General features: G+C 55.5%; 21 protein-coding genes, 1 tRNA gene and 1 pseudogene. 16 read left to right on the top strand and 7 right to left on the bottom strand.

From position 1 onward, the window contains the following. The first annotated feature begins 71 nt into the window (after window positions 1-71). From HMPREF1255_RS05215 to HMPREF1255_RS05175, 9 genes are all read left to right on the top strand, one after another. A complete protein-coding gene (locus HMPREF1255_RS05215; RefSeq protein WP_028821789.1) occupies window positions 72-1,052 on the top strand; it encodes a hypothetical protein in 981 nt (326 codons plus the stop codon). Between the two features lie 38 nt (window positions 1,053-1,090). Then, entirely contained in the window at window positions 1,091-1,951 is an 861-nt protein-coding gene (locus HMPREF1255_RS05210; protein WP_024111089.1) for an HAD-IIA family hydrolase, read from the top strand. A 44-nt stretch (window positions 1,952-1,995) separates the two neighbouring features. After that, complete coding sequence (locus tag HMPREF1255_RS05205) at window positions 1,996-3,558, top strand: ribulokinase (RefSeq protein ID WP_024111132.1); 1,563 nt, start codon at window positions 1,996-1,998, stop codon at window positions 3,556-3,558. 7 nt (window positions 3,559-3,565) lie between these two features. After that, window positions 3,566-4,936 carry a sn-glycerol-1-phosphate dehydrogenase gene (locus HMPREF1255_RS05200; protein WP_024111105.1) on the top strand — a complete coding sequence of 457 codons (1,371 nt, stop codon included), beginning with the start codon at window positions 3,566-3,568 and terminating at the stop codon, window positions 4,934-4,936. Between the two features lie 17 nt (window positions 4,937-4,953). Next, on the top strand, window positions 4,954-5,394 hold the full coding sequence (locus HMPREF1255_RS05195; RefSeq protein WP_016455214.1) for an RpiB/LacA/LacB family sugar-phosphate isomerase: 441 nt from the start codon (window positions 4,954-4,956) through the stop codon (window positions 5,392-5,394). A gap of 235 nt (window positions 5,395-5,629) precedes the next feature. After that, window positions 5,630-7,141, top strand: coding sequence for a methylmalonyl-CoA carboxytransferase subunit 5S (locus HMPREF1255_RS05190; RefSeq protein ID WP_036917330.1), 1,512 nt, complete (start codon window positions 5,630-5,632; stop codon window positions 7,139-7,141). 12 nt (window positions 7,142-7,153) lie between these two features. Continuing rightward, window positions 7,154-8,710, top strand: coding sequence for an acyl-CoA carboxylase subunit beta (locus HMPREF1255_RS05185; protein WP_016455216.1), 1,557 nt, complete (start codon window positions 7,154-7,156; stop codon window positions 8,708-8,710). 8 nt (window positions 8,711-8,718) lie between these two features. Next, complete coding sequence (locus HMPREF1255_RS05180; RefSeq protein WP_016455217.1) at window positions 8,719-8,943, top strand: hypothetical protein; 225 nt, start codon at window positions 8,719-8,721, stop codon at window positions 8,941-8,943. 21 nt (window positions 8,944-8,964) lie between these two features. Then, window positions 8,965-9,330: a biotin/lipoyl-containing protein gene (locus HMPREF1255_RS05175; protein WP_016455218.1), complete on the top strand. Its 366-nt coding sequence runs from the start codon at window positions 8,965-8,967 to the stop codon at window positions 9,328-9,330. 231 nt (window positions 9,331-9,561) lie between these two features. Here the strand turns inward: HMPREF1255_RS05175 and HMPREF1255_RS05170 are convergent, their stop codons facing one another. Further along, on the bottom strand, window positions 9,562-10,962 hold the full coding sequence (locus tag HMPREF1255_RS05170; protein WP_024111259.1) for an L-serine ammonia-lyase: 1,401 nt from the start codon (window positions 10,960-10,962) through the stop codon (window positions 9,562-9,564). A 92-nt stretch (window positions 10,963-11,054) separates the two neighbouring features. On the opposite strand from HMPREF1255_RS05170, the gene HMPREF1255_RS05165 reads away from it, so the two are divergent. Continuing rightward, the gene (locus HMPREF1255_RS05165) at window positions 11,055-11,915 is read left to right on the top strand and encodes a DedA family protein (RefSeq protein WP_024111039.1); all 861 of its coding nucleotides are present in this window, start codon (window positions 11,055-11,057) and stop codon (window positions 11,913-11,915) included. Between the two features lie 36 nt (window positions 11,916-11,951). Here HMPREF1255_RS05165 and HMPREF1255_RS05160 read toward each other — a convergent pair whose 3' ends face one another. Continuing rightward, the gene (locus HMPREF1255_RS05160; protein WP_051394995.1) at window positions 11,952-14,414 is read right to left on the bottom strand and encodes an MMPL family transporter; all 2,463 of its coding nucleotides are present in this window, start codon (window positions 14,412-14,414) and stop codon (window positions 11,952-11,954) included. A gap of 142 nt (window positions 14,415-14,556) precedes the next feature. Between HMPREF1255_RS05160 and HMPREF1255_RS05155 the strand changes: the two genes are divergently transcribed. Next, window positions 14,557-14,632 (top strand) — tRNA-Thr (locus HMPREF1255_RS05155). Window positions 14,633-14,707: 75 nt separating this feature from the next. On the opposite strand, the gene HMPREF1255_RS05150 is transcribed toward HMPREF1255_RS05155, so the two are convergent. Next, a complete protein-coding gene (locus HMPREF1255_RS05150) occupies window positions 14,708-16,327 on the bottom strand; it encodes an ABC-F family ATP-binding cassette domain-containing protein (RefSeq protein WP_024111175.1) in 1,620 nt (539 codons plus the stop codon). 395 nt (window positions 16,328-16,722) lie between these two features. Here HMPREF1255_RS05150 and HMPREF1255_RS05145 point away from each other — a divergent pair, with 395 nt between their 5' ends. Continuing rightward, entirely contained in the window at window positions 16,723-17,772 is a 1,050-nt protein-coding gene (locus tag HMPREF1255_RS05145) for a virulence RhuM family protein (protein ID WP_016455286.1), read from the top strand. Between the two features lie 546 nt (window positions 17,773-18,318). Here HMPREF1255_RS05145 and HMPREF1255_RS09820 read toward each other — a convergent pair. From HMPREF1255_RS09820 to HMPREF1255_RS05120, 3 genes and pseudogenes are all read right to left on the bottom strand, one after another. Next, a pseudogene (locus HMPREF1255_RS09820) lies at window positions 18,319-19,546 on the bottom strand (IS3 family transposase). 188 nt (window positions 19,547-19,734) lie between these two features. Then, window positions 19,735-20,196: a cupin domain-containing protein gene (locus tag HMPREF1255_RS05125; RefSeq protein WP_036917194.1), complete on the bottom strand. Its 462-nt coding sequence runs from the start codon at window positions 20,194-20,196 to the stop codon at window positions 19,735-19,737. 41 nt (window positions 20,197-20,237) lie between these two features. After that, complete coding sequence (locus HMPREF1255_RS05120) at window positions 20,238-23,708, bottom strand: SpaA isopeptide-forming pilin-related protein (protein ID WP_024111056.1); 3,471 nt, start codon at window positions 23,706-23,708, stop codon at window positions 20,238-20,240. Between the two features lie 383 nt (window positions 23,709-24,091). Between HMPREF1255_RS05120 and HMPREF1255_RS10195 the strand changes: the two genes are divergently transcribed. From HMPREF1255_RS10195 to HMPREF1255_RS10180, 4 genes are read left to right on the top strand one after another with little or no spacing between them, the layout of a single operon-like run. Beyond that, complete coding sequence (locus HMPREF1255_RS10195; RefSeq protein WP_024110995.1) at window positions 24,092-24,415, top strand: IS3 family transposase; 324 nt, start codon at window positions 24,092-24,094, stop codon at window positions 24,413-24,415. A 2-nt stretch (window positions 24,416-24,417) separates the two neighbouring features. Continuing rightward, window positions 24,418-24,921, top strand: coding sequence for an IS3 family transposase (locus HMPREF1255_RS10190; protein WP_369793286.1), 504 nt, complete (start codon window positions 24,418-24,420; stop codon window positions 24,919-24,921). Next, the gene (locus tag HMPREF1255_RS10185; RefSeq protein WP_369793285.1) at window positions 24,888-24,965 is read left to right on the top strand and encodes a hypothetical protein; all 78 of its coding nucleotides are present in this window, start codon (window positions 24,888-24,890) and stop codon (window positions 24,963-24,965) included. The genes HMPREF1255_RS10190 and HMPREF1255_RS10185 overlap by 34 nt, the downstream gene beginning before the upstream one ends. Window positions 24,966-25,003: 38 nt before the next feature. After that, window positions 25,004-25,345 carry an integrase core domain-containing protein gene (locus tag HMPREF1255_RS10180; protein ID WP_369793284.1) on the top strand — a complete coding sequence of 114 codons (342 nt, stop codon included), beginning with the start codon at window positions 25,004-25,006 and terminating at the stop codon, window positions 25,343-25,345. Between the two features lie 872 nt (window positions 25,346-26,217). On the opposite strand, the gene HMPREF1255_RS05100 is transcribed toward HMPREF1255_RS10180, so the two are convergent. Next, complete coding sequence (locus tag HMPREF1255_RS05100; protein ID WP_155938258.1) at window positions 26,218-26,811, bottom strand: hypothetical protein; 594 nt, start codon at window positions 26,809-26,811, stop codon at window positions 26,218-26,220. Between the last annotated feature and the right edge of the window lie 154 nt (window positions 26,812-26,965).

Here is a 26,965-nt window from a genome sequence, read left to right as displayed (position 1 = left end):
CTGAGGTGCTCAAAAAATTCTTGAAAGCGCGGTCGCCAACGTTGGTGGCTGCCCTCGGAATAGGTGGAAAAATGACTCCAGATCTTGTAGTCCAATTCGTGGAGAACATCACGGTATTTGGGCTGATCGCCTCTATCGCTGGTGGCTTCTTTGGCGCAGCAATCGGCGGTAACAACGCGTTCGGCTTCACCGGCGTGATGATTCTTCTCGCCTTCGGCATCACTTTTGCAACCGGCTCGACCATGGGCTTCGACTACCTGGCCTTCGGCCCGCTGTTCGGCCCCCACGTCGCATTCGCTGGTGGTGCCGCTGCATCTGCATACGCGGCGAAGAAGAAATTCCTCACAGCCGACACCGGCTACGGACGAGATGTTAACCAGCCACTAGCCGGCCTCGGACATCCCGACGTTCTTCTCGTCGGCGCCGTGTTTGGCGTTTGCGGCTATCTGCTGCAGAAGGCGATCACCTTCATCCCTTGGTTCGGTACTCACACCGACTCGGTAGCGCTGACCGTTATGACTTCGGGCATTGTTGCTCGTCTGCTCTTCTCCAAGCAGCCTGTATTCCACTGGGTTAGCAAGCTCGACGACAAGAAGTGCTGGTTGGGCTGGCAGGAGAAGCCGAGCCAGTACCTCACCCTCGGCGCTTTCTCTGGTCTGATGGCTGCTGGCGCTGCTCTGGCTTTGACGCACTACGCTTACCAGGCTGTTCCGGGTGAGGCTGCTGACCACGTAATGGCTAACGCTCAGGCCCTGCCGTTCGCGATCTCCGCTCTGTGCATCTTCTTCCTGCCTCTCGGCTCGAAGTTCCCGGTTACTCACCACATGACCATCACGGCTGCTCTCGCCGCCGTGAAGTTCCTGCCGGTTGTTGGTAACAACGTTTGGGCCGCACTGGTCATCGGTGTTGTGGCTGGCATGCTGGCCGCGTTCCTGGGTGAAGTTGCCCAGCGTCTGGTTTACGCCAATGGCGACACCCACATTGACCCCCCGGCAAGCGCAATTTGGCCGATGAACACCCTGATCTGCCTGGGCGTTCTGGCTCTCGCATAAACAAATAAAAAAGTTAGAAACACGCCAATAGGAGAAAAATGACTCAGCAACAGGCGCCATTGAAGTTCCCTACCGAGTTCTACGATGCCTACATCTTCGACATGGATGGCACCATCTACCTCGGTGACCACCTCCTCCCCGGAGTGACGCGCATGGTTGAGGAGTTGCGCAGGCGTGACATACCGATCCGGTATCTGTCTAACAACCCAACAAAGGACCCGCAGCTGTATCTCGAAAAGCTCGAGCGCCTCGGTCTGCCGACTGACATCTCCGAGATCGCGAACACCGTCGTCACTATGACGAACTGGCTGAAGGAACACCATCCCGACGCAGTCGTGTTCCCGATCGCGGAGGAGCCACTCATCAATGCCTTCAAGGATGCTGGCATCAAGTTGAGCGACAACCCCGAGGAAATCGACATCGTGGTCGCCTCCTACGACCGCACTTTCGACTACAGGAAGCTCCAGATCGCTTTCGACGCAATCTGGTTCCACAAGCGGGCCATCCTTGTGGCAACGAACCCCGACCGCTACTGCCCATTCCCGGGCGGTCGGGGCGAGCCCGACTGCGCCTCAATCATCGCTGCTATCGAGGCGTGTACACAGACCAAGTGCCAGATCGTCGTCGGCAAGCCGAACCCAGAGATGCTCTACGAGTGCCTCGTCGGTCTTGACGTCGATCTGAAGCACTGCATGATGGTGGGCGACAGGCTCGGCACCGACATTCAGATGGCCGTGCGCGCCGGAATGGTGTCCGCGATGCCGCTAACGGGTGACTCCACCTGGCAGGAAGCCGTTGCCCTACCCGAAAAGGATCAGCCCACCTACCTGCTGGACCGCGTAGACAGGCTGATCCCCCAGAGTGCCTGGGAAGAACTCGGCTGGACCGAGGACAACTAAAAACTTCAAGGTTTTACAAAACATTTTTGAAAGGATGAAGCATCATGGCTTTACCTGGTTACGAAGGCCCCTTCCTTCTAGGCGTTGATTTCGGTACGGAATCTTGCCGCGCTGCGATTTTCGACCTTCGTGGTAATCCGCTGGGTTTCGCAGGCACTCCATACAAGACGAACTTCCCTCGTCCTGGTCAGGCAGAGCAGTCTCCTACTGACTGGTGGGAGGCATTGAAGGCCTCCGTTAGCCGCGTGCTCAACCAGACAGGTATTCCGGCTCGTCAGATCGCGGGCATCTCCTATGACGCAACCACGATGACCGTCGTTGCGCTAGACAAGGAGGGCAACGCCCTTCGCGACGCCATCATGTGGATGGACGTTCGAGCCATTAAGCAGGCCAAGCGAGGCGACGAGGCTGAGAGCTGGGCGAAGTTGTACAACGGTGGCGGCACCATGCCGGTTACCGCTGAGTGGTACCCATTCAAGGCAGCCTGGCTGAAGGAAAACGAGCCGGAAATCTACAAGAAGGCATACCGCATTGTCGACGCTCCGGACTGGCTGACCTTCAAGCTGACCGGCCGCTGGACTGTCAACTTGAACACCGCATCGGTCCGTGCGTACTACAACCGCGACTACGGCGGCTGGCCGGAAGATTTCTTCGAAAAGATCGGCTGTGGCGATGTGTTCGAGAAGCTTCCTGAGGACGTTCTGCCGCTGGGTCAGCCCGTCGAGGGTCTGTCAGTAAAGGCAGCTAGCGACCTTGGTTTGACTCCTGGCATCCCGGTTGTTCAGGGTGGCGGAGACGCCTGGCACGGCCAGATCGGCCTTGGCGTGGTAAACCCGGGTTCGCTGGCAATCATCACTGGCTCCTCGCAGGTTATGAGTGGCCAGAGCAAGGACAAGATCTACGGCAAGGGCTTCATGGGCGGCTACACCGACGCCGTCATGGAAGGCCAGTACACCGTTGAGGGTTCGCTGGTTTCGTCCGGTTCTGTGCTGAAGTGGTTCCGCGACAACTTCGCTCGCGAGATTGCTTCCACCACCGAGCGTCTAGGCATGAACGTATACGAGGTTCTCGACAAGAACTGTGCCAACATTGCCCCTGGTTCCGACGGCCTGATCGTCAACCAGGACTTCCAGGGCAACCGAACCCCGTACACCGACTCTAAGGCGCGCGGTGTCATCTGGGGTCTGTCGCTGTCGCACACTGCCGACCACATGTACCACGCCATCATGGAAGGTGTCTGCTACGGCACCGCTCACAACCTGAAGGTGATGGAGGCCGGCGGCTTCAACCCCGAGAAGCTGGTTTATTGTGGTGGTGCAACCAAGTCGAAGGTTTGGATGCAGATGTACGCCGACGTCACTGGCAAGCCTGTCACCCTGACCAAGGTTGGCGACGCTGTGGTTCTCGGCTCCTGCATGCTGGCAGCTGTCGGCGTTGGCCTCTACGAGTCGCTGCCGGACGCTGCCCGTTACATGGTGCACGAGTCCGACGTGATCGAGCCCAACATGGAACGTCACGAGCAGTACAAGTTCTTCGTTGATCAGTACATGAACGCTTGGCCGCAGATGGCAGAGCTGACCCACAAGACTGTTGACCACATTTCGTAAGGAAAACATGTCTGAACTAATTGATAAGGCCCTGAGCACGGCGACGCAGACCCGGGACATAGCCTTCGGCAAGGGCGCCAACAAGAAGACCGGTGAACTGTTCAAGAAGAACTTCCCCGGCAAGAAGGTTATCGTCGTAGCAGACGAAAACACCTTCGGCGCCTGCGGTGACGAGGTAGTGGCCTCCCTCAAGGAGGCCGGCGTCGAGTTCGCTGCAGATCCGTACATCTTCCCCGGAAAGCCGACTCTCTACGCCGGCTACGAGAATGTGGAGAAGCTGCGCGAGATCCTGCGTCCGATGGGCGACGATGTCGTCTGCTGCTCCTTGGCTTCCGGCACGCTGAACGACCTGGCCAAGCTGGCCAGCAGCGAGCTGAACCGCGAGTACATGAACGTCTGCACCGCTCCGTCGGTGGATGGTTTCGCCGCCTTTGGTGCGTCCATCTCCGAGGATGGTTTCAAGTCGACGCACAGCTGCCCGGCCCCGGCCGCGCTGGTCGCCGACCTGGACACCATGGTTGCCTCTCCGATGCGCTTGATCGAAACCGGTTATGGCGACCTGATCGAGAAGATCCCGGCAGGTGCAGACTGGATTCTGGCGGATGCGCTTGGCGTCGAGCCGATCGACGACTACGTGTGGAGCCTGGCCCAGTCGACGCTTCGCGATTCGCTGTCTGACCCTGCCGGTTGCGCAAACCGCGATCCGGAGGCCATCGAGAAGCTGGCCGAGGCCAACATCATCTCTGGCTTCGCTATGCAGGCCGCGAACTCGTCGCGTCCGGCATCTGGCGCTGGGCACCAGTTCAGCCACGTGTGGGAGATGGAGGGTCACGGCACAGACTGGGATCCGCCGCTATCTCACGGCATGAAGGTTGGTGTTGGCACCGTCGCTTCCTGCGCAATTTGGGAAGAGGCCCTCAAGATCGACGTCGATAACCTCGAAATCGAGGCCATCGTCGCAGCCACTCCTAGCGCTGCGGAGGTCGAAAAGCGCGTCCGCTCGAGGCACATCGATCGGATTGTCGACGCAGCCGTGGAGAACACCCTTGTCAAGCACCTCGAGGGCGACGCACTGCGCGAGCGGCTGACCAAGATCAAGGAGGTCTGGCCGGAGCTTCGCGAGAAGGCTAAAAAGCAGCTCTACACACCGCACGAGATCCAAGAGATGCTCAAGACGGCCGGTGCACCGTACCACCCGGAGATGATCAAGATTGATTGGGACCGCTTCCGCGAAACCCACTTCAAGGCTCAGAACATCCGCAACAGGTCCACGATTCTAGACCTCTTGGTAGACCTGAATAAGACCGAAGAGGTTGTAGACAAGCTGTTCAGCCCAGAAGGCTTCTGGGGCAAACACCGTCATCCCGAAAACAACTAGACAGTTAGGTAAGAATTATGAAGATTGCATTTGGATGCGACCCGAACGCAACGGCCCTCAAGAAGGCCCTGATCGCCAAGGCTGAAGAGCTCGGCCACGAGACCAAGGACTTCGGCTCCGACGACCCGATCTACGCAAACGTTGCAGTTGACGTTGCCGAGGCCGTCGCAGCAGGCGAGTACGACCGTGGCATCGTCGTTTGCGGTACCGGCATCGGCGTTTCGATCGCCGCGAACAAGGTCAAGGGTGCCTACTGCGCCTGCGTCACCGACATCTACCAGGCCCAGCGCGCCGTGCTGAGCAACAACGCCAACATGATCGCCATCGGCGAGCAGGTTGTCGGCATCAAGTCCGCTGAGATGTTCCTCGAGGAATACCTCAAGTACGAGTTCGACCCGAACTCGCGCTCCGGCGAGAAGGTTGCTGCCATCTGCTCCTACGAAGGCAAGAACAACTAAGTAAACCTTTTTTAGAGACTGCCCCGAAGCCACACCAGGCTTCGGGGCAGTTGCTCGTTATCGAGAAAATATTTACCCAAAAAGATGCATGTTTTCTCACAATCTGAACGAACTAATCAGCTGGTAAGGCAGAATCTGACGGCGAAGGTGAAATAACTTGCAGTAATGCCGCAGGACCGTTTTACATCAGCCCCCAGTCGCACTTTTGCGAGTAAGTCGTGAGATGATTGGAGACATGAGCTACCGAGAAATTGAGATCGCAGCGCCGCGCAAGGTGGGAATCACCGAGCTCGCGCTTCGCGACGCCCATCAGAGCCTGATGGCTACCCGAATGGCAATGGAAGACATGGTCGACGCTTGCGCCGACATCGACGCAGCCGGCTACTGGTCGGCAGAGTGCTGGGGCGGAGCAACCTTCGACTCCTGCATTCGCTTCCTCAACGAGGATCCGTGGGAGCGCCTGCGCACTTTCCGCAAGCTGCTGCCGAACACCCGTCTCCAGATGCTGCTTCGTGGCCAGAACCTGCTGGGCTACCGTCACTACAACGATGAAGTTGTTGACCGCTTCGTCGACAAGGCCGCCGAGAACGGCATGGACGTTTTCCGTGTCTTCGACGCACTGAACGACCCCCGCAACCTTGAGCACGCTATGAAGGCCGTCAAAAAGTCCGGCAAGCACGCTCAAGGCACCATCTGCTACACCGTCTCCCCGGTTCACACCGTCGAGAACTACGTCAAGCTGGCAGGCCGCCTGCTCGACATGGGTGCAGACTCAATCTGCCTGAAGGACATGGCCGCACTGCTGAAGCCGCAGCCGGCATACGACATCGTCAAGGGCATCAAGGACACTTATGGTGAGGACGTTCAGATCAACGTCCACTGCCACTCCACCACCGGCGTTACCCAGGTTTCGCTGATGAAGGCCATCGAGGCCGGCGCTGACGTCGTCGACGCAGCAGTCAGCTCGATGTCGCTTGGCCCGGGTCACAACCCGACCGAGTCCGTCGTCGAGATGCTAGAGGGTACCGGTTACGAGACCGACGTCGACATCGACCGCGTCAAGAAGGTCCGCGACCACTTCAAGAAGGTTCGTCCCAAGTACCAGAACTTCGAGTCCAAGACGCTGGTTAACACCAACATCTTCAGCTCCCAGATTCCTGGCGGCATGCTCTCCAACATGGAGTCGCAGCTGCGCGCTCAGGGTGCCGAGGACCGCCTAGACGAGGTTATGGAAATGGTTCCGGTTGTCCGCAAGGATGCCGGCTACCCGCCGCTGGTTACCCCGTCCTCCCAGATCGTTGGCACCCAGGCCGTGTTCAACGTCTTGATGGGCGAGTACAAGAACATGACTGCAGAGTTCGCCGACCTGATGCTCGGCTACTACGGCGAGTCGCCCGCTCCTCGTAACGAGGAACTGGCCAAGAAGGCTCAGGAAGTTAACAAGAAAGAGCCGATCACCTGCCGTCCGGCCGATCTGCTGGAGCCCGAATGGGAAAAGCAGGTCGAGGAGGCAAGCAAGCTCGAGGGCTACAACGGCACCGAGGAAGACGTCCTCACCTACGCCATGTTCCCGGGCGTTGCACCGACCTTCTTCGAGCACCGCGACGAGGGCCCCAAGTCGGTTGCTCTCTCTGAGGCTGCGCTGAAGGCCGCCCAGGAAGGCCAGGCGAACGCACTATCCGGTCCTGTCACCTACAACGTCAAGGTCGGCGGCAACGAGCACACCGTTTCCGTCGAGCCCGCGTAAGAGGCGAAGTAAATGGCTAAAGAAAAAAGCATGGAGCAGCGCATCGACGAGCTCACCGAAGCACGTGCAACCGTGCAGGCGGGCGGCGGCGAAAAGCGCATTGAGAAGCAGCACGCCAAGGGCAAGCTGACGGCTCGCGAACGCATCGACCAGTTCGTCGATCCGGGCTCGTTCACCGAGACCGGCGCGTTCCGTCGTAACCGCACCACGGCTTTCGGCATGGATAAGGCAGATATGCCTGCTGACGGTGTCGTAACCGGCGCCGGCTCGCTGATGGGCCGTCCGGTGTTCCTGGCTAGCCAGGACTTCACCGTCGTTGGTGGTTCCGCTGGCGAGACGCACAACATCAAGGTCACCGAGACCATGGAGAACGCTCTGGAGGCTGGCGCCCCGTTCGTCTTCATTAACGACTCGGGTGGCGCTCGTGTTCAGGAGGGCATCGATTCGCTGTCCGGCTACGGCAAGGTGTTCTACGCCAACGTCAAGCTGTCAGGAGTTGTCCCGCAGATCTCGATCATCGCCGGCCCGTGTGCCGGTGGTGCGGTCTACAGCCCGGCACTGACCGACTTCATCATTCAGACCCGTAAGGCACACATGTTCATTACGGGCCCTGGTGTGATCAAGCAGGTCACCGGCGAGGAAGTTACCCAGGACGCGCTCGGTGGCGCTGACGCCCACCAGCAGGTTTCTGGTGTTAACGACTTCGTTGTGGACACCGACGAGCAGGCGTTGCTGGTCGCCCAGAAGATTCTGAGCTTCCTGCCCAGCAACAACCGTGAAGAGGCCCCGATCGTCAACCCCGATTACTCGGCCGACCCGGACGAGTCGCTGCGCGATATCGTTCCCGTCGAGGGCAACAAGGGCTACGACGTTCGTGACGTCATCTCTAAGATCGTTGACCACGGCGACTTCCTCGAGGTGAAGGCCGGCTACGCGGGCAACATCGTCACCGGTTTCGGCCGTGTCGGTGGCCGCTCCGTTGGCTTCATCTGCAACCAGCCGAAGGTGATGTCGGGTGTTCTCGACATCAACGCCTCCGACAAGGGCGCTCGCTTCATCAACATCTGCAACGCGTTCAACATCCCGATCGTCAACCTGGTCGATGTTCCTGGCTTCCTGCCTGGTGTCGCTCAGGAGCACGGCGGCATTATTCGCCACGGGGCGAAGATGCTGTACGCGTACTCCGAGGCAACCGTCCCGAAGATCACCATCGTCCTGCGCAAGGCGTACGGAGGTTCCTACCTGGCCATGTGCTCTAAGGAACTTGGTGCCGACCGCGTGTTCGCTTGGCCGAGCGCCGAGATCGCGGTTATGGGTGCCGACGGCGCTGCCGCGGTTGTTTTCCGCAAGGAAATCGCCGCTGCCGAAGATCCGGAGGCCAAGCGTGCAGAGGTAGTGCAGGCGTACCGCGACGAGTTCGCGACTCCGTTTGCCTCCGCAGCACACGGTTACGTGGACGACATCATCGATCCGGCTGACACTCGTCGTGAGATTCTCGTCGCGCTCGAACTTCTTGCTAAGAAGAGGATTCAGCGCCCCGAGAAGAAGCACGGCATCATGCCGGTTTAGGAGTGCTGATGAGCAAAAAAGATGACGAGCTTCTCGAGCTCGTAAAGCAAATGCAAGAAAAGATCGCCTCTCTTGAGACTGAGCTCGCCGATTCCAAGGCTGCACAGCCGATCCCGGAGGAGGACCTCGCGGTCATCGCGGCTTCCGCCGCAGCCTTCCTGGGCATCAAGGGCAAGGTGAAGGCCATCCAGTTCGCTGGCCGTTCCGGCACTAATTCGCTGGCGTCGGCATAAGAGATTTGAAAGAGGAAAATTATGCGTCTCAAGATGACCGTTAACGGCAACGAATATGTCGTCGACGTAGAACAGGAGCCGGAAGTTCGTCCGGTTCCGGGCCCGATCGTGATCGGTGGCGGTGCTGCTCCGGCGGCTGCCGCTCCCGCAGCTGCCGCCGCTGGTGGCGCTGGCCCGAACGACGTAACCGCTCCGCTGGCCGGTTCGGTTGCCCGTTTCGAGGTTGCCGAGGGTGACAAGGTCGAGGCCGGCCAGGTTGTGGTCGTGCTCGAGGCTATGAAGATGGAGACCGAGATCGCAGCCCCCAAGGCTGGCACTGTCACCAAGCTTCTCGCCGAGGTACGCCAGGCCGTCCAGGGTGGACAGCCGCTGCTGACCATCGAGTGATCGATTAGACAATAAGATTTAGGGCATCGGGATTCGTCCCGGTGCCCTAAATTTTTGTGGTTTCGCAGTTTGTATCATGTGCGGAACCTGTTGGGGACAACGGGAACGGAAAAGCTCGTAGTCGAACTTTTCGGTTCCTACTATTTATTTTTCAACTAGTGAGAACCAAAGCATTCGACTACGAGCTTTTTGGTTCCTGCTGATCTTGGTGGTGTTTGTGGGCGATTTGGTTTAGCACTCAGCGAGGCTTACGGCCAGGCCGCCCGTCGACGTCTCCTTGTATTTACTCATCATGTCGGAGCCGGTCGCCATCATCGTCTCCATCACCTGATCGAGGCTGACCAGTTGACGCCCGTCGCCAGCCAAGGCGAGACGGGCTGCGGTGATCGCCGTGACCGCGCCCACGGCGTTGCGCTCGATACATGGCACCTGGACGAGTCCGCCAACAGGGTCGCAGGTCAGGCCGAGGTGGTGTTCCAGGCCAATTTCCGCGGCGTTGCAGACCTGTTCTGGGCTGCCACCCCTTACCTGGGCAAGCCCCGCAGCAGCCATTGAACTAGCGACGCCCACCTCGCCCTGGCAGCCGACCTCGGCGCCGGAAATTGACGCGGTTTGCTGGTAGATAGTGCCGATGGCGCCGGCAGTGAGCAGGAAATCGCGGATCGGGTCGTCGCAGACGCTCAAGACCGCCTTAGCTTGGCGGGAGTAGTTCAGCACCGCAGGGATGATTCCGGCTGCTCCATTGGTTGGTGCCGTCACCACCCGGCCGCCTGCAGCGTTCTCCTCGTTGACCGCGATCGCCCACACAGACACTCGATCCATCACCGATAGCGGATCAGCCTCCTCAGATTGCAGATCCTTAGCTAGCAAGGGAGCGCGTCTGCGAACCTTTAGCCCGCCGGGAAGCACTCCTTCCGTGCTGCAGCCCCTCTCTATAGCCGAGTGCATGACGTCCCAGATTCGGTGCATCCTGCGCGTAACCTCGGCTTCGTCGCGTCCGATCGCGGCCTCATTAGCCAAAACGAGCTGGGCGATGGAAAGCTGCGTAGCCGAACAATGCCCCAGCAGCTCGGACGCCGTTCGGAACGGGTAGGGGATCTTCGCTGCGACGGTTGCGGTCGCCGTCTTTTTGTCGACGGTTTCGTCGGTTGCGATGAATCCACCACCGATCGAATAGAAATTTTTGCGCGCTAGCTCGGTTCCGGTCTCATCGAACGCCCAAAGCGTCATCGCGTTTGGGTGTGGGTCGCGGATTTGGCAGTTGTAAGAGGCGAATTCGAGGTCTCCGTCGTAGTCGAAGGGGATAGTCTTAGACACGCTTCCGGAGGTGTTTGCCAAAACCAGAGTCTTACTTTCCTTAGTCTGTGCGACGATGCCTGTCACCCATGTTGGGTCAACCATTTCTGGCCAGCCGCCGCCCAGGCCGGCAAGCACTGCGGCGTCGGTACCGTGGCCTTTTCCGGTTGCGCTAAGCGACCCGCGAAGCTGCACCTTTACTGCCTTAACTGAGGCAAATAGCCCTAGATCAACGAGCTCGTTGATGAACCTCGTCGCCGCGACCATCGGCCCAACCGTGTGAGAACTGGAGGGCCCGATGCCGACCTTGAACATATCGAAAACGCTGATGGACATGAGGCAATTGTGCGCTTACAGGTCAAGTTATTTCCACTCTTCGATTGTGGGCTTATTGGGTGAGCACGACTGCTCTGGGTAGAGTTTTGCGCGTGAGCGAAGAAAAACCCAAGCGTGCCGCCGACGAGGCTATCGAGTACCAAGCCCCGGAGGACCCCGATGAGATAACTCGTGAGGCTTTCGAAATCCGGGTTGACGATGCCGGCACTGAACAGCGCGAGGCAACCTCGGCAGAAATCGTCGAGGGTGCCGAACCAGAACGCGAATGGTGGGACGACCCGTCGCTGCCTTGGCGGTATAAGCCGTCCAGGTCTGACTGGGCTTGCATGGGTTGGATTGCCTTTCTGGGTATTTTTTCGCTTTGCATGCTGCCGTTGCGGGCATGGCTGCTCGGGTCACCGGATAGGTTGCCTTGGCTGGTGGCCTTGATGGGTAGCCGCTCCGGCACGGCCGCTCTCGGTTCCGTCGTAAGCACTGGCGGCAGCCAGCCCTGGGTCTGGCCTATCCTGCTCGGCACACTGATGTCCATCAAGCTCGACTGGGTCTACTGGTGGGCAGGCAAGCTTTGGGGCCGGGGCATGATCGAGGTTTGGGCCGGGCAGTCCGAACGCTCACGAAAGAACTACGCGCGCGCCGAGCGCTGGGCCCAAAAGCTGGGATGGCTCGGCATGTTCGTCGCATACGTGCCCATTCCGCTGCCAATCATGCCGGTGGTTTTCGTGTTGGCCGGCGCCAGTGGAATGAACTGGAAGAAGTTCATGATCCTCGATTTTTTCGCAGCTGGGATCTGGCTATTGGCGTATTTCGGTTTCGGTCTACTGGTTGGCGAACCGGCCGTAGCCGTCCTGAAGTGGTACGGCAAATTGGCTAACTACGTCGCCATCGCACTGGTGGTAGGCATCGTATTCTTGGCCTTTCGACGCGGTTCTAAGAAGGCAAAGGAAACCGCCTAGACGACTACGCGACCAGGCGGTTTGCTTCTGCAACTATTAGTGGTCGATGTGGAACCTCTCGTGCAGCTTGCGCAGCGGTTTCGGCGCCCACCAGTTCCACTTGCCTATGATGGTCATGGTGGCTGGCACCAGCAGCAGCCGCACCAGCGTGGCGTCAGCGATGACCGTTATGGCAAGCGCGACACCAATCTGCTTGATGGCCAACATGTCGCCCGCGACGAAGCCGAGGAATACAGCGACGATGATGGCCGCAGCGGACGTGATTATTCGCCCGGAGCGCTGCAGGCCGCGTTCCACCGCCGTGTCGTTGTCGAAGCCGGCGTCCCAGTACTCCTTGATCCGGGCGATCAGGAACACTTCGTAGTCCATCGCCAGGCCGAAGCCGAATGCGATCATCACCGCCACGATATACGTCTCTAGACCATTGACTTGTGGCATTCCGAAGTGCCCGCCGTGGAAGATCCATACGGTTGCGCCAAGCGATGCGACGAGCGAGAACGAGTTAACGATCAGAGCCTTGAGCGGCACGATCACGGAGCCCGTCATCAGGAACAGGAGGATCATTACAGCAGCGACGACGATCAGGCCGGCCCATAGCGCTCGATCGCCCAGGGAGTCGACGAAGTCCGTCTGCATCGCTGCTCCGCCGCCAATTAACACGGGATCCTCGAAGTCGGTATTCCTCATGTCCTTGACGATGTCAACTACGCGATCGCCGACGGGGTCGTCGACGTCTAAGTGCACGGCCAGCTTGGTCATGTCGGAGTCATTGATGGCGGACGGAACGATGTAGCTAACCTCGGGGTAGCGATTGGTGATCTGATCGCTGACCGTCTGAACCGCCGGGTCCTCGGGGGCTGCCTCAACGACCACTTCTATTTCGGGCGTGGCGAGGGCCGGGTAGTTATCGTTCATGGTTTGGTAGGCAATCCTTGAGGCGGAATCTTCTGGCAGATATTCCATGAACGACGAGCGCATGCGCAGGTCGCCGATGGGGGAGGCCATTAGGCTCAAAATTGCTACGACAATGATGAGGATAGGAATCGGCCACTTGTGAACGAACTCAGCCAGCTTGCTGAACGCGCCGTGGTCGCTCGAGCTGTCGCCGAACAGCTTGATGAGCTGTTTGATGCCAGGAAACTTTGAAACCATGGACGGCCTCACCAAGCGGTTTCCGAGCAGAACGATTATTGCCGGCACCATGGTGATCGCCGTGAAAACTGCGAACAGTGTGACGACGATGCCGCTGATGCCGATGGTCCGCAGAATGTTGGAGCTGAACACTAGCAGGCCGGCGATTGAGAAGGCGATTGTCATTGCGGAGAAGAAGACTGTGCGTCCGGCGGTCTTGACCGTAGTGAATGTTGCCTTTTTGACCAGGTCGTTAACCACCGAGCGTTCCGGCAGGGTGGTGCCGTCGCTGGGGTATCCCGCCTTCTCGAGTTCCTCGGCTATTTCTTCCCGGTACCGGCTGACCACCAGCAGGCCGTAGTCGATGGACAGCGCCAGGCCGATCAGCGAGACAACGTTCAGGATGAAGCTGGAGATGTCCATGCTGAACGTCAGCGCCCACACGATGCCCATGCCGATGCCGATGGCTGTGAGCGCACCGACGAGCGGCAGACCCGCGGCTACCAGGCCACCGAAAATGACGACGAGCAGAATTAGCGCCACAGGCAGGCCGATAGATTCTCCCTTAACCAGATCTGATTGGACCTGTCCCATGATCGTGGACTCGATCTCGCTCTGCGCGACTACCTGGACTTTCGCTTCAGGAGCCTTTTCTTGGAGCGCCGACTGCAGGTCGTCGCTGTACGAGATCACTTGCGAATCGGCCTTCTCGGCCGCGTCGTCGCTGAGGCCTTTCTCGAGTGTGATTGCGACGACGAAACCGTCGCCTTTTTTGCTGAGCAGGGCTTGGTTCTCAGGGGAGTGCAGGTCTGGCATGCCGGGTATGACCGTGCCCTCGGGAAGCTGCGACGGATCCAACTGGCTCGGGTCGACGCCGGCAGGCAGCTGGGAAGGATCGACGCCGGCTGGCAGCTGGGACGGGTCTAGCTGACTTGGGTCAACACCCGCAGGTAGTTGCGGTGTTTGAGGCTGAGCGGGTTTCTCTGGAACGACTAGGGGATCCTTCACCTCTGCCACGCCGTCGATGTCGGCAATCTTTTCGCGTTGGGTAGCCATGACTTCGACGAGGCCCGGGAGATCATTTTTGAGGTCTATCCCACTTATGACGTAAGTGATTGCCTGTTGGCTGTCTTCGCCCGAAGTTAGGTGATTGACTTTCTCAGACTCGGAGCCGGGAGTCAGCACCTGGGTGGTTGCCATGCGGTCGAAAAGGCCGCCTTGGCCAAAGCCCCAGAAGGTGCCAAGCAGGCCGAGCACGGCCAGCAGCAGCCAAGACACTATGACCGTTATCGGGCGGCGGATTACGCTTCTTCCCAGCCAATTGAACATCTCAACAACCTCTATCTGAGTGCGGCATTGCTTACCCATTAAATGCTACTCGGGGACACCGACAATTTCTGATGGTCGTACCCTGCCATCTTTTGAAAGTGGGGTTGGACAGACGCGCTGCCGCAAGTCATCTTGATCTGACGGCGGTTTTAAGCGAGAATTAAACCTCGCGAATGCGTTTGCCTCCTTAGCTCAGTTGGTAGAGCACCGCTCTTGTAAAGCGAAGGTCGTCAGTTCGAGTCTGACAGGGGGCTCCACTTTCACGTCGGATTTGATAAGTCGGCGTTTGCGTTAGTGAGTACGCCCCAAGGGGGTGTGAAAAATCGACCGCGTTAGCGGATACAGATTCTTCTGTCTTGCCAGTGATTGATGAGCCACCGGTCGTGGCTGGCGATGATCAATGTGCCCGTCCATTTTGTTAATGCTTCCTCAAGGGCTTCCATGGAGGCTAGATCGAGGTAGTTAGTTGGTTCGTCGATGATGAGGATGGCAGGGGTCGAGGCAAACGACACTGCGATTTGTGCCCGTCGTTGGTTACCTGCCGACAGCTCTGAGATGGGCGTGAACCACATTGACGGGTGCAAGATGCCTTTGCCAGCTTCGCCGATTCCGTTGAACCAGGCATCGGTGGTAAGACCAGGGTCGTTTTCTTTGGGTAGTCGCTGGGGAACCAGGATGACCGGTTTGGCGCGCGTGATCGTCCCGCTTGTCTCAGCCTCCACAGGTGGCTGTGCGGTGTAAATCCAGTTCAATAACGTACTTTTCCCAGATCCGTTTGGGCCGGTGACAAGCAAGTGCTCGCCGTAAGCAAGATCGAAATTGACAGCTGCAAGCCGTTGCTTTACCGTTGCTTGCCTGGCGGATACCGCAATACCTGCGCGATCTGATGGTTGTTCAAACTGGAACGACAAGTCATAGTTACGAGGTTTGCGCACCTCTTGGTCGACTAAGACTTGTAATCGCTTGTCGTCGTTACGCATCCTGCGTTCAGCCGTAGCGGCTGCACGGTCTGCAAAAAACTTCTTTGCTTTCCCCTCAGCTTTGGCTAGCCGCACGCCGCCAGAGGCAATCTTTCTGGCTTCCTGCTTGTGTTTTCGTAACTTACGTTTTTCGGCTTGTTGAAGTGCATGTATATCGGCGTATTTGCGTTGGGCTTCTGATTTCTCGGATAAATAGTTGGAATAGTTTCCCACGCACCGATAAAGGCCTTTTACTTTGGCGCTTCCGTCAGCTTTAGCCAGCGCATCCCACACCTGCGTGTCCATGTCGTAAATAACCGTTGCGGTGTCTTCGATGAAAGCCCGATCATGGCTGCTCATCAGCACCGGGCCGTTCCAGCTAGTGATTGTTTTTGCAAGGAAGCCGATTGCTTCGCCGTCGAGATGGTTGGTGGGCTCATCTAAAATCAACGCTTTAGGTTTCATGATGACAGTGGCTGCCAGTTCAAGGCGAGCGAGTTGGCCAGGAGACAGTGTGCCCAGACTACGCGTTGACCCCATGAATAGCCCTAGACCGATTCCGTCCATAACCTCAGCGACCCGAGCATCTAGCGTCCAAATGTCGAGGCTTGTCATTTGGGCAAGCAATCGGTCATATTCCCGGCTCACCTCACCAGGAGCAAAATCGCTCTCCAGTCGGGTAGAGGCAGCATAAAACTGGGTAGCAATAGTTCGCAGCGAACTAAGTGCAGAATCGAGATAGTCTTCGACCGTTCTGTTGGATTCTTCAATAACCGGAACGCGGAAAAGCTCGGGCTCCACACCGTCGAATTTGACTGTTCCTGTCTCCGGCATTAGGTCGCCTGATGCGATGCGAAGCAGCGTGGTTTTGCCACACCCGTTGGGCCCGATCAGGCAGGCGCGTTCGCCGTCACCGACATGCAAACTGATGTGATCTAACAGCGGTACAGATGAGTAAGAAAAAGAAATATTATCGAGGTTGATTGCAGACATAATGATCTCCAGGACGCAACGGTAGATAGGTAGCGTCTCAGCTGGGCTGAGTAGAGATCACAAAGTCATCGGAACATAACCCCTTGATGCTAAAAACACGACTGGCGTCAAGCACGCCGCTTTCATTGATTCTAGCTGACTCGTTGTTTGGTAGCCACAGAACCGCAGTTACGCCGCTCTTTTCTCCAGCCCTAATCAAATAGCTGAAATATTCAGCGCTCGGACAATTCCAATTGCACGTTGAAAAATTGATATAAACCACCTGATCTGTCGTCTCTCAAAACACCGTGGCTCGTAAACTACAATTATTGGTAAATGCGCTGCGATTCGGTTGCTGACCAGCTACTGCAAATTGCCTAGTGGTCGATCTTATCACTCGTGCGGAAGGGAGCGTCATGGCCACAGAAGACAATAGTCGAACTGACGAGCCCAATAGACAGATGTTGATCTACCAGAGCCCAGAGAACACTGTACGTATCGAGGTCCGACTTGAGGGTGAGACGGTTTGGCTTACGCAGCAGCAGATGGCGGAGCTTTTTCAAAGTTCAAGGTCTAACATTGTCGAGCACATTGGAAACATCTACGCTGAGGGTGAACTTGATGAGGAGGCAACCTGTCGGGATTTCCGACAGGTTCGCCGTGAGGGTAGCCGCAACGTGGCGAGGACGCTGCCTCACTACAACCTAGACATGATTATTTCCCTGGGATATCGGGTTAAATCCAAGACTGCTACGCAATTTAGACGTTGGGCAACCGAGAGACTGAAAGAGTACCTCATCAAGGGCTTCACCCTAGATGATGAGCGACTTAAGAACCTTGGTGGTGGATCGTATTGGTACGAGCTTCTCGAGCGGATCCGCGATATCCGTTCGTCGGAGAAAGTGATGTACCGACAAGTGCTGGATCTATACGCAACTAGTGTTGACTATGACCCGAAGAGCGCGGAATCGGTCGCTTTTTTCAAGATGGTTCAGAACAAGTTGCATTACGCTACCCACGGGCACACAGCGGCGGAAATCATTTATAGCCGAGCCGATGCTGCCAAACCTTTCATGGGTTTAACGACTTTCAAGGGCAATCAGCCTACTCTTGCAGAGACCAAGGTGGCCAAGAACTATTTGACGGAAGACGAATTAAAGGTGCTAAATCGTCTAGTTTCTGGTTACTTCGATTTTGCTGAAGTGCAGGCTATGAATCACCATCCGATGTACATGAGTGACTACGTCGAGCATCTTGACAATATCCTGGCAGCAACTGGGCAACAGCAGCTTCAAGGGGCAGGAAAAGTCAGCCACCAGAAAGCGATTGACAAGGCAACTGCTGAGTACCGTAAATATCAGGTACAGACACCGTCACAGGTCGAGAAGGACTATCTGGAAACCATTAAAGGGCTTGAATCAAGAGCCAAAAAGGCCGATCATGACATTCCTGATTCCGACGGATAAGCTGAATTCAAGAAGACGTGAAGACAGATAACTCGTTGACATTGTCCGAACCCCCTAGTGTTGAACTAGCTGGCGGAAGGCAAGAATCGCCCCCGCTAGCCAAAACGTGCTTCGGAATCCGAAAGAAGAAAATTACCCGTGATGGGGTAATGAGGCCCACAAAACTTGCCGAATTGATCTTGAAAACAAAAACCTCCTACTCAGCGGAAGGTTCTCGTTCTCACGTAACAGTTATCAAATCCGACGTCTTTGTCTCCACTATGACGCTCATTTTGATACAAAGTGAGCGTCCTATTTTCGTGTTGCGAAATCTGGTGTTTTGCCTTGTCAGGGCTGGGTTGCGCGCGTTGGTGGCTTTACCGTCTAACTGTCTGAGGTGTCGCCGGCATGGCTCAGTTAGCCAGATTCCTAGGTTGACGGAAGGTTCAGAGAAGCAAGCGCCAAAAGGTATGTCTATCCGCTAAAAAGTGTGCGAGTCGCTAAAAAGTATGCGGTTCCGCAGGGCGGATCTAATAGATTGAAGCGTCCCGGGTTTTGTTCCGCTTCTTATGTGGGTGCTAGTTGTTTAGCGTGGGTTTGATTGTATCGGGTTATCACCTCCTCGGGTGTGGAATAGTCCAGGGATTCGTGAAGGCGGATATTGTTCCACCAGTAAACCCAGTTCATGGTGGCGAACTCGACCTCGGACAGGGTTTCCCAGGTTTGCGAATAGATCAGTTCGCTCTTATATAAACCATTTACGGTCTCTGCCAGGGCGTTATCGTAGGAGTCTCCCACGGTCCCTGTAGAAGGTTTTATCCCGTAATCAGTAAGTTTGTTGTTATAGGTAATGGAGGTGTACTGGCTACCGTGATCGCAATGATGCACCAGACCTGCAAGATTGTCTTTTGCTAGGGCTATGGCCTGCTCGAGAGCTTGCAGGGGCAGTAGCTCGGTTTTCATTGATGACCGGGTAGCCCAGCCCACAATTTTTCGAGAATACACATCGGTTACGAACGCGGTATAAACAAAACCAGACAGAGTACGAACATAGGTAATATCTGCTACCCACAACCTGTTAGGCCTACCTGCGCTAAACTGGCGATTAACGAGATCCGGGCGCGTATCAGGGACTTTAGAAGGACGGGGTAGTAACTGGTCTGCGTCCCCTACGCGCCCCATAAATCCCGGCAAGACGCATCAGTCTGCCAGTTTGTTCCCGCCCGATATCCCAACCAGCCCGGCGCATAGCACGCCAGATTTTACGAATCCCGTAGACCCGGAAGTTATCATCGAAAACTTCACGATTTCCTCTACTAGCACGGCATTTCTCAATCGCCTGGCACACACTTTTCTTGACTTTGCCGCCCGGTAACCACACGGAGTAATAAAGCCACCCAAACGGTGTGTTCGTTCATAACCCGGCAAATGAACTCGACCGAGAAACAATCACGATACTGATCGATAAACGCAATCATTTCATCCCGGGGTGGTCGAGTTCTTTCGCGAAAAAAACCGATGCGAGCTTCAAAATCTCGTTAGTGCGTTTAAGCTCCGCGTTTTCCTTACGCAAACGCCTTATTTCGGCAGACTCTTCCCGGCTAAGTCCGGGTCTTTGTCCCTGGCCTATCTCGGCTTAAACGACCCAGCGACGCAATGATCCACGACTTACACCGAGCTTTAACCCGGTATCACTAATAATCGCTGCTCTCGAAACACCAGGATCATCCCGAAGCCGGTCAAAGACCAACCCGACAGCACGATTGCGAAACTCTTGCGAATACTTCCTAGGCATAAAACAATCCTCTCAAAAAAATCAAAAACCTAGGGACAAAGCCTGGGACGCTTCAGTGCCTCATTGACGACGAGGTGCTAGTTGTGTTGGTGGTTGATGTCGCGCACCGCTCAAAGGTTTGCAGATAGTTAGTTACTGTCGTGTCAACACGCGAGTACTGATTCGCTGATAGTTAGTTGTTGGCTTGATTATTTGCCGAGCTGCACCGTCCACTCAGGTGGGACGTCCTTGCCGGATTCTTCGTCCTTTTCAGCCTGCTCGGCGGTTGCCTGGATGATTCCCTTAGCATGGTGGGACGGCGAGTATACGGCGTAAACCTGCATTGGCTCATCGCCAGTGTTAATGATGTCGTGCCACTTGCCGGCAGGCACCGAAACTACCCAACCGTCAGAGACTTCCTGCTCGAAAGTCAGGTTGTCCTTGGAGTCACCCATTACGGCCTTGCCTTTGCCCGCGTCCAGACGCAGGAATTGGTCATTGTCAGGGTGAACCTCTAGGCCAATCGAGGAGCCAACGGGGATAGACATCAGTGTTACCTGTAGGTATTTACCCGTCCAAGCGGTCGTCCGATAATTCTTGTTTTCCCGAGTTTCGGTCTCAAGGTCAAAACTATAAGGCTCGGGGCCAATGTCGCGTACGCTCGTCGCAATTTACTTTTCTTAAATCAGTAGCGCTCTTTGTTCAATGGTAGCTAGCGGCGACGCGATATAAAGGCCGCGCCCAAACCGATACCCGCGACCGCAACCGCGATACCCACCGCGCCAGCGGTTCCGGTCTTCGGCAAACGTTTGCCGTTCTTACCGGGGGTAGCGCTGGGCGCGGGGCTAGGCTCATCTTCCTTCGGGGTGTTCGGGAAGTAAAGCACTTCGCCGTCGTAAACCTCGTTATCTTGGGTGGGTGTCTTGGTGATTGAGAAAGTCAGTGGCTCAGGCAACAGTTCGTAACCCTCAGGCGCTTTCACCTCGCGTAACTGATAGACGTAGGTGTTTGCCTCATCACTAACCAGCAGCGACCAGTCGAGGTTTTCCTTGTGGCCTTTGATGGTGACTTCGCCGTTCTCATCGGTGGTGAAGCGTAACGGTGCAGCCTCGGCTTGATCTTCGGTGAGCTTGCCAACTACCGGCTGAGCTTCGCCGTCAACAATGCGGTAAAGCTCGAACTTGGCGCCGGCTAGTTGCGTAGTCAAATCACTGGCGTCATGTTTGTGAATTGTGATTCCCGGGTTCACGGCTGAACCAATAGCACCAATTCTCACCGCGACGGAACCCTCGGACTTGGCTTCTTCCGAGCCGACGCTCACCTTATTGCTGTAGTTCACAAGGTCTTCGCCAATGACTTTCGCCTGATAAGTAATCTCGACTTTTTGCTTATTCGGGATATTCATTGTCAGTGAGCCGTCTTTATAAACCGGACGGTACTGGAAATCGTCTGGGGTCATCGTCAAAGTTTCTGGTTTCAGACGAAGATTCGTCATATCGTCTTTAAGGACGAGACCCTCACCAATATCCAAACCGCCAGAGTTCACAACGATGCGGAATGTAGCCGTGTAGTTATTGCTTAGCGTCGGCTTTTCAGCAATCTCTTTCGTTAGTGGCTCGTAAACGTAGTCCGCGTCTACTGCCTTGGTGGTCACTGGCCCCCAAGTGGCAGTGTTGCTTACCTGTAGACCCGCTGGGTTCGTGTTGATAGCGTCCAGAGCCTCCCGGCTAGTTGGAATCAGTGAGTAATCCAGGTAATAAACCGAGAGTAAATTGCCGGATGAATCCTTAGGCAAATCGGCGGTCTTCATCTCGAAAGTAATCTCGCCATTCTGCTGCTCAATTTTTAGGGTCTGCTTGCCTGACACATTGGGCTTCGGGTCATCAACCAGCTTCAACTGCGTGGCGTCAAACTTGTCAGTTATCTTGAAAGCCTCACCTTGGTATTTATCTAGACCCTCTAAGCGCAGTCGATAGTTGAATACCGGGTAGTTAACCCCGTCGATTTCTCTATAGGTTATTCCACCGAAGGTTTTGTGGATACCCTCCGGGTCGGGGGTGGCGGCTGCTGTAGCAGTGCGGTCAATGCCATTAGCAGTGGCTTTCACCTTATTAATGTGACGGTAAAGGATCTCGTCACCTGCGCGGTAAGCTTTTACCCATTCCTGGTCATTAGTGGTGGTGAAAGTTACCGTGACCTGACGCTCGATGGGGTTGCCTTGTTCATCTAGCTTGGTGTTTTGCTTTAGGCCAGGCACGTTCTTTTCCGCATCCTGGAAGAATGTGACGCTAAAGCCGCTGTCAGGCTTTTCGGTGTTCTTCGCGAAAGTGTAGCTTTCGCCGTCGAGCAAGCCCTCAACCGTGATGTTGGTATCTTTCAGCTTGTCTTGGAAAGATCTATCGCCACTCTTAGCTGCGGGAAGAGTGTCCGTCAGTACTAAGGACTTATAGCCTTGAGGCACCACATTGACGGCGACCTCCCAGGTGACCTCGTCCTTATTTGCCTTAAGCGCTTTCTTTTCGACATTAAAAATGTGCGGCGGGTTGAGGCTATTGCTGGGGGCGGTCACCTTCTCGTCCGGGCCCTCTGGGGTGATGACATTCTTATTGGACGCCTCATTCTTCACCGAGGAGGGCACAATCTGCTTAGTGACATCGACCTGGGTGGTGTAGGTGATTTCGTAGCTAGAGTTTGCCGGGTCGGTTTCGGGCAGCATGTACGACCACTCGTGCTCGTTGGCGTTAAGGTTTTCCCAGGCGATTTCACGGGTTTCCTCAATAGGGTTTCCGTCCTCGTCCTGTTTGCCCTTATTAACTACGATTCTTATACCGTCACCCGAATACTTCATGATGCTCTGGAACTCTTGAGGTATAGAGTCCTTAACGGTATTGCCCGCCACGTTCAGCTTCGAGTACTTGTTGACGTTCAGCGTCCAGGGCTGCTCGTAGATTCCAGACTTGGGCGCCGTCTCTTGAGCTGCGCCGGCACCCTTAGTGATAGTGCCAATCTTCAGCTTGCTCTCTAAGTTATTGGTGGTCTCTTTAGGAGCTGGAATCTGATCGGAAACGACTTTCGCATCATTCTTCGTTTGTTTGATGGTTCCGCCAACCGCTGGATCAATCTTGGAGTAATCGACGAAAGCTGAATAGGTGACAGTCACCTGCTCGTTGTGCGTCATCTTCGGGATGATCAGCTTGAAACCATTATTTTCAAAGACAGGCACGCCCGGTTTCGGTGCTTTCTTGTTGTTTGATGTGACCTTAATGCTCTTGGGGTCGGTATCTAAGGTCAGCACACTGTCTTCACCCGTGATTTGGTCAGCTATCTCGACGTTTTCGTTAGTGTCAATCGATTTCACGACGAGCGTGTAAAACACCTTGCCAGCGGCGAAATCATGGCTTGCTGTCTTGGTGATGGTTAGGTTCGGGTCATTAGAGATAGTTACTTTCAAAGTGACGTCAGGCGATAGCGGAATATCGGTAGCGTCAGCAGCGAACTTAACGTCAACCGACGCATAAAACTCGGCTTGTTGTGAGGCTGTCAGGGCAGAGTGATTGGCCAGCTTTACGTGCAGCTCGTTGTTTTTAACCTCGAATGTGTTGCCTTCTACTGGGCCTTCGCTGGTCTCGATAGTAAAAGTACCCTTTTGGTTAGCGTAAGCCTGAAGCCCTGCCGGGAACTTGTAGAACAAATCTATGCCGCTCGGCATTTGACCGTTCGTGGCGTCCGGCTTCTCAGCGAAATGCAGTTGAAGTTGATAAGGAGTGTTCGTGTGTACGGAATATCCGTTTTCGCCGGCAGCCAGCTTTTCGCCGTCTAAAAATAGTTGTGGATTTTTGGCGAGAAGATGGGTTATATCCATGCTCTGAAGAGGAACCGGCGTTGGGGTAGCAGACGGGTCGCTGCTTTGGACAGCGGACGGAGAAGCCGATGGGGTGCTAGACGTCGAGTTGCTAGGAGCCGAGCTAGCAGACGAGCCGGTTGTTGCCTGAGCGCTAGACGGTGTAACGCTCGGAGATGTCGCCGTATTGGTGGACTGCGGACTGGCCTCGTTTGGGTTCGCGTGGCTTAGGGCTGCTGGGGTCACCCCGCACAGCATCAATACCGCCAGGATTGGTGCTAATAGGTTTAGAGATTTCTTTCGGCTTCGTTGTTTATTTGAACCACTGGAAGCGAAACTCATGTTTATTTCTCCTCAAGGCGACTGCGACTGCCCACACCCATCTTGTGTGCATTCGCATTAAGTCATTGCCCGCGCACCATATCATTTTATCATACGTGCGGGTATAGAGGCACCTCGTTATTTTTTTAGGAATCTCCCCGGATATCTTTTGCGTAGTCACAAGGCTGTAATGCGTCAAAACCGTAAAGTGACGGGTGAGGGATGGGGAAACCGTGACAGTGAAGCTCCGTTCTCGAAGCGTTCGATGGCCGTAAAATACGTGGCCCACAAAGATTCTGGCCGAACAAGCCTACGGGGCTTGTAGTTAGCTTCTTAATTGACGCTAAACGATTTAAACCGGCCTGGGTTGGTGAGAGGGCATGATGTAACGCAGGAGGAACATCATGGCTATCAGCCCCTACGACCAGGAGACCCGCCAGCGGGCGGTGCGCCTGTACTTCGAGGAGCTCGCTGACGGCGCCGAATCCAAGGCAGCCGCACTACGCGCTGTCGAAGCTGTCATCGGCATCAAAACATCCACTATCCGCAACTGGGTACGCGCAGAAGAGAAAAAGGCAGTCGTGGCCGTCGAGCAATCCGACGCCGAGAAAGACGCGGAACTTATCACCCTGCGCAAAGAAAATGCCCGGCTCAAAGAAGCCAACGAGATCCTGAAACTGGCCTCAGCTTTTTTCGCTCAGGCGGAGCTCGACCGCAAACTGAAGTGATCGTGGACTTCCTCCGCACTCACCGGCACCTGTATTCCATCGAGCGGATGTGCCGCGTGCTCAACGAGCATGAATACGCTATTTCACCAGCAACGTTCTACCGCTTCCAGGCCCGTGGTTTCGGGCCCACCCCTGCCGAGCTGGACGAGGCGTATGACGCGCACCGGCTCTTTGAGCTGTGGCGGGCTAATCGGCGGGTCTACGGGCGACGCAAACTATGGAAAGCCGCCCACCGGGCAGGCTGGAACATCGGCCGTGACCAGGTGCAACGCTTGATGAAGATCCTTGGAATCGCGGGTGTACTCCGATGCAAGACCACACGCACCACCGTTGCTGATTCCACCGCGCAGCGTTTCCCAGATCGTATTCAACGCGCCTGGTCGCAGGCTCAGCGCCCCGATCAGTGTGAGTCGCGGATTTCACGTATGTGCACACCAGCTGCGGTTTCAGCTACGTGGCTTTTGTCACCGACGTGTTCACCCGTGAGATCCTGGCGTATGTCGTAGACACCCGAGCCACGAAATCTTTGGTCATCCGTGCGCTGCGATAGTCACTGGCGCTACGCCGGCGCCAAGACCCGTACTTTGAATCAGCCGGGGTTATCCATCACTCGGATGCGGGCTCACAGTACACCTCCACAGATCTGCGCCGGCTGCTGGCCGTCCACCAGATGGACGGGTCTATCGGCACCGTCGGCGACGCCTACAACAACGGCCTGATGGAGTCAACGATCGGGGGCTGTACAAGTCTGAGCTCATTGATGTCGAGGCCGGGACGTGGACGGACTGGGGTGAGGTGGAACGCTCCACAGCCGGATGGGTCTGCTGGTATAATCACCAGCGGTTGCATTCCTCGCTCGGGCATATCCCGCCGACCGAGCACTACACCAACTACCAACGAGAAAACTACGCAGGCCGTCACGCCGCGTAACACGCCACTCTCAAAAACTCAGGCCGATTCATACCCGCTGCACCCGAAATCTGGCTTGCATCAAACAGTGTGTGGTCTACTAGCGCCGCCCATTGGAAGGGGCGGAAGTACTTTTCTGGCTTGCCGCTGGTTTCTGACGCGTTTCCGGGGTGTTCATGGGTCTTCAGTTTCGTGAATGTTTTGCGCTAACAGTTCTACCGTGTGCATAAATAAACCCGCCTGACTCTAGTACGGAGGGCAGGTAAGTGTTTTGGGTGCAAGAAAACCCAAGCCGTTAGGCGTTGGATTCGGATCGGGCGGTTGAAAGTTATGTCGTGTGGGTTACTTTCATGTCAGGTAGTGGGCGGCCAACAAGCTCGAATAGCTTCTTGCACATGTTGATTGCCATGAGTCAGTCCTCACAAGCAATTGTGCCCTCTATATAGTCCACATCTTCCTCGGTGGCGACTGCGCAGGCAGCTTCAAGCCATGCTGTCGCTAGCTCTCCTAGGTCTGACGGCGTGTCCGTATTTTCAATATAGGGCTGTCGGGTGCTGGAGCAAAGAAACTATTGACCTTAATATTGTTGTTTTCACGCTCTGTATAGCCTAGGGCATAGACTTTGCCGTCTAATTACTTGTAGCGGTTCACTACATTGTCTCACTTTGGGTGGTTGGCGACTAGATCGGCAAATGTGGCTGCTTGCTGCATCAACTTGGAGAGCTCTTTGACTGATAGCCCGATTTCGTTCCCGTGCTTGTGGGCTACGTGACTCATTGGATGATAACTTTAACAATTCATCAATTGAATCTTCTGTCTGACCCACGAAACTCTTGGCTTAGCCAGAGGCTTTAACTGACTGTGTTTCCGCCGATACCTGTGATCGCAGTTCCTTAATCTCCCCACGCTTTTCTTCCACACTGCAATGATTTCTCAGTTCCGTCGAATTTAACCCAGCGGCGAGCCCGCAATTTTTCCATCACTGTCTTCTTTACACATTCGCACCAGTAGTATTTGCTGCCTGTCCACTCGCTTGAAGGAGTGAAGAGCTGTGCTTGGACGTTATCAGGAAGTTTTGAGAAAACCTCCCGCCAGGTCGGCGAAATATCATTTAACCGGTAGTGAGACGCGATTATATTCGCGATGAGTAGCCCTAATTCGTCAATTTCTCCACTCGCTTCCAGCTGAGAAATAAATTCTAAGATGCACTTTGGTACGCGCTTTGTTGAGTTATGCGGCCTGTATTCCTCATTCCAAGAATAAAAATTGTATGAGGCAACTTCTCCGGTCTTTACTTTCTTGGGGATATGACCTAGGTGATATTTATTGCAAAGAGAGCATTTATATGTGTGTAGCGATTCACCTGGTAGCGTCTTTTGACTCTTACGTGCCTGATTCCTGCTCTCGAATTTGCGTTTGTGGCAGTTATTATCCCTGATTAGTGATGTGTATTCCTCCTGCATAAGCAAGAGGTTATTTGCTGCCACTGACAAAAAATGAAGGTATTTGTTGATGTGGTGACATAGCCAGAAAATGTCTAGGAAAATTTTTTGGACACTGCTCTCGCCAGGCTTGTTGTCGGCTGATTAAAAGCTAGGGGTTAAAATCGGGTCAACACAATATATAGATAGCTTCCAAGGA

Source organism: Propionimicrobium sp. BV2F7, assembly GCF_000510445.1.
Taxonomy (GTDB): domain Bacteria; phylum Actinomycetota; class Actinomycetes; order Propionibacteriales; family Propionibacteriaceae; genus Propionimicrobium; species Propionimicrobium lymphophilum.
This window is presented reverse-complemented; position numbering and strand designations above follow the sequence as displayed.

Coding starts and splice junctions, on each gene's coding strand:
- HMPREF1255_RS05190 (WP_036917330.1), top strand. CDS start 5,630: ATGAGCTACCGAGAAATTGAGATCGCAGCGCCGCGCAAGGTGGGAATC.
- HMPREF1255_RS05185 (WP_016455216.1), top strand. CDS start 7,154: ATGGCTAAAGAAAAAAGCATGGAGCAGCGCATCGACGAGCTCACCGAA.
- HMPREF1255_RS05170 (WP_024111259.1), bottom strand. CDS start 10,962: ATGTCCATCAGCGTTTTCGATATGTTCAAGGTCGGCATCGGGCCCTCC.
- HMPREF1255_RS10195 (WP_024110995.1), top strand. CDS start 24,092: ATGGCTATCAGCCCCTACGACCAGGAGACCCGCCAGCGGGCGGTGCGC.
- HMPREF1255_RS05215 (WP_028821789.1), top strand. CDS start 72: ATGACTCCAGATCTTGTAGTCCAATTCGTGGAGAACATCACGGTATTT.
- HMPREF1255_RS05160 (WP_051394995.1), bottom strand. CDS start 14,414: ATGGGTAAGCAATGCCGCACTCAGATAGAGGTTGTTGAGATGTTCAAT.
- HMPREF1255_RS05205 (WP_024111132.1), top strand. CDS start 1,996: ATGGCTTTACCTGGTTACGAAGGCCCCTTCCTTCTAGGCGTTGATTTC.
- HMPREF1255_RS05175 (WP_016455218.1), top strand. CDS start 8,965: ATGCGTCTCAAGATGACCGTTAACGGCAACGAATATGTCGTCGACGTA.
- HMPREF1255_RS05180 (WP_016455217.1), top strand. CDS start 8,719: ATGAGCAAAAAAGATGACGAGCTTCTCGAGCTCGTAAAGCAAATGCAA.
- HMPREF1255_RS05120 (WP_024111056.1), bottom strand. CDS start 23,708: ATGAGTTTCGCTTCCAGTGGTTCAAATAAACAACGAAGCCGAAAGAAA.
- HMPREF1255_RS05145 (WP_016455286.1), top strand. CDS start 16,723: ATGGCCACAGAAGACAATAGTCGAACTGACGAGCCCAATAGACAGATG.
- HMPREF1255_RS05150 (WP_024111175.1), bottom strand. CDS start 16,327: ATGTCTGCAATCAACCTCGATAATATTTCTTTTTCTTACTCATCTGTA.
- HMPREF1255_RS05195 (WP_016455214.1), top strand. CDS start 4,954: ATGAAGATTGCATTTGGATGCGACCCGAACGCAACGGCCCTCAAGAAG.
- HMPREF1255_RS05200 (WP_024111105.1), top strand. CDS start 3,566: ATGTCTGAACTAATTGATAAGGCCCTGAGCACGGCGACGCAGACCCGG.
- HMPREF1255_RS05210 (WP_024111089.1), top strand. CDS start 1,091: ATGACTCAGCAACAGGCGCCATTGAAGTTCCCTACCGAGTTCTACGAT.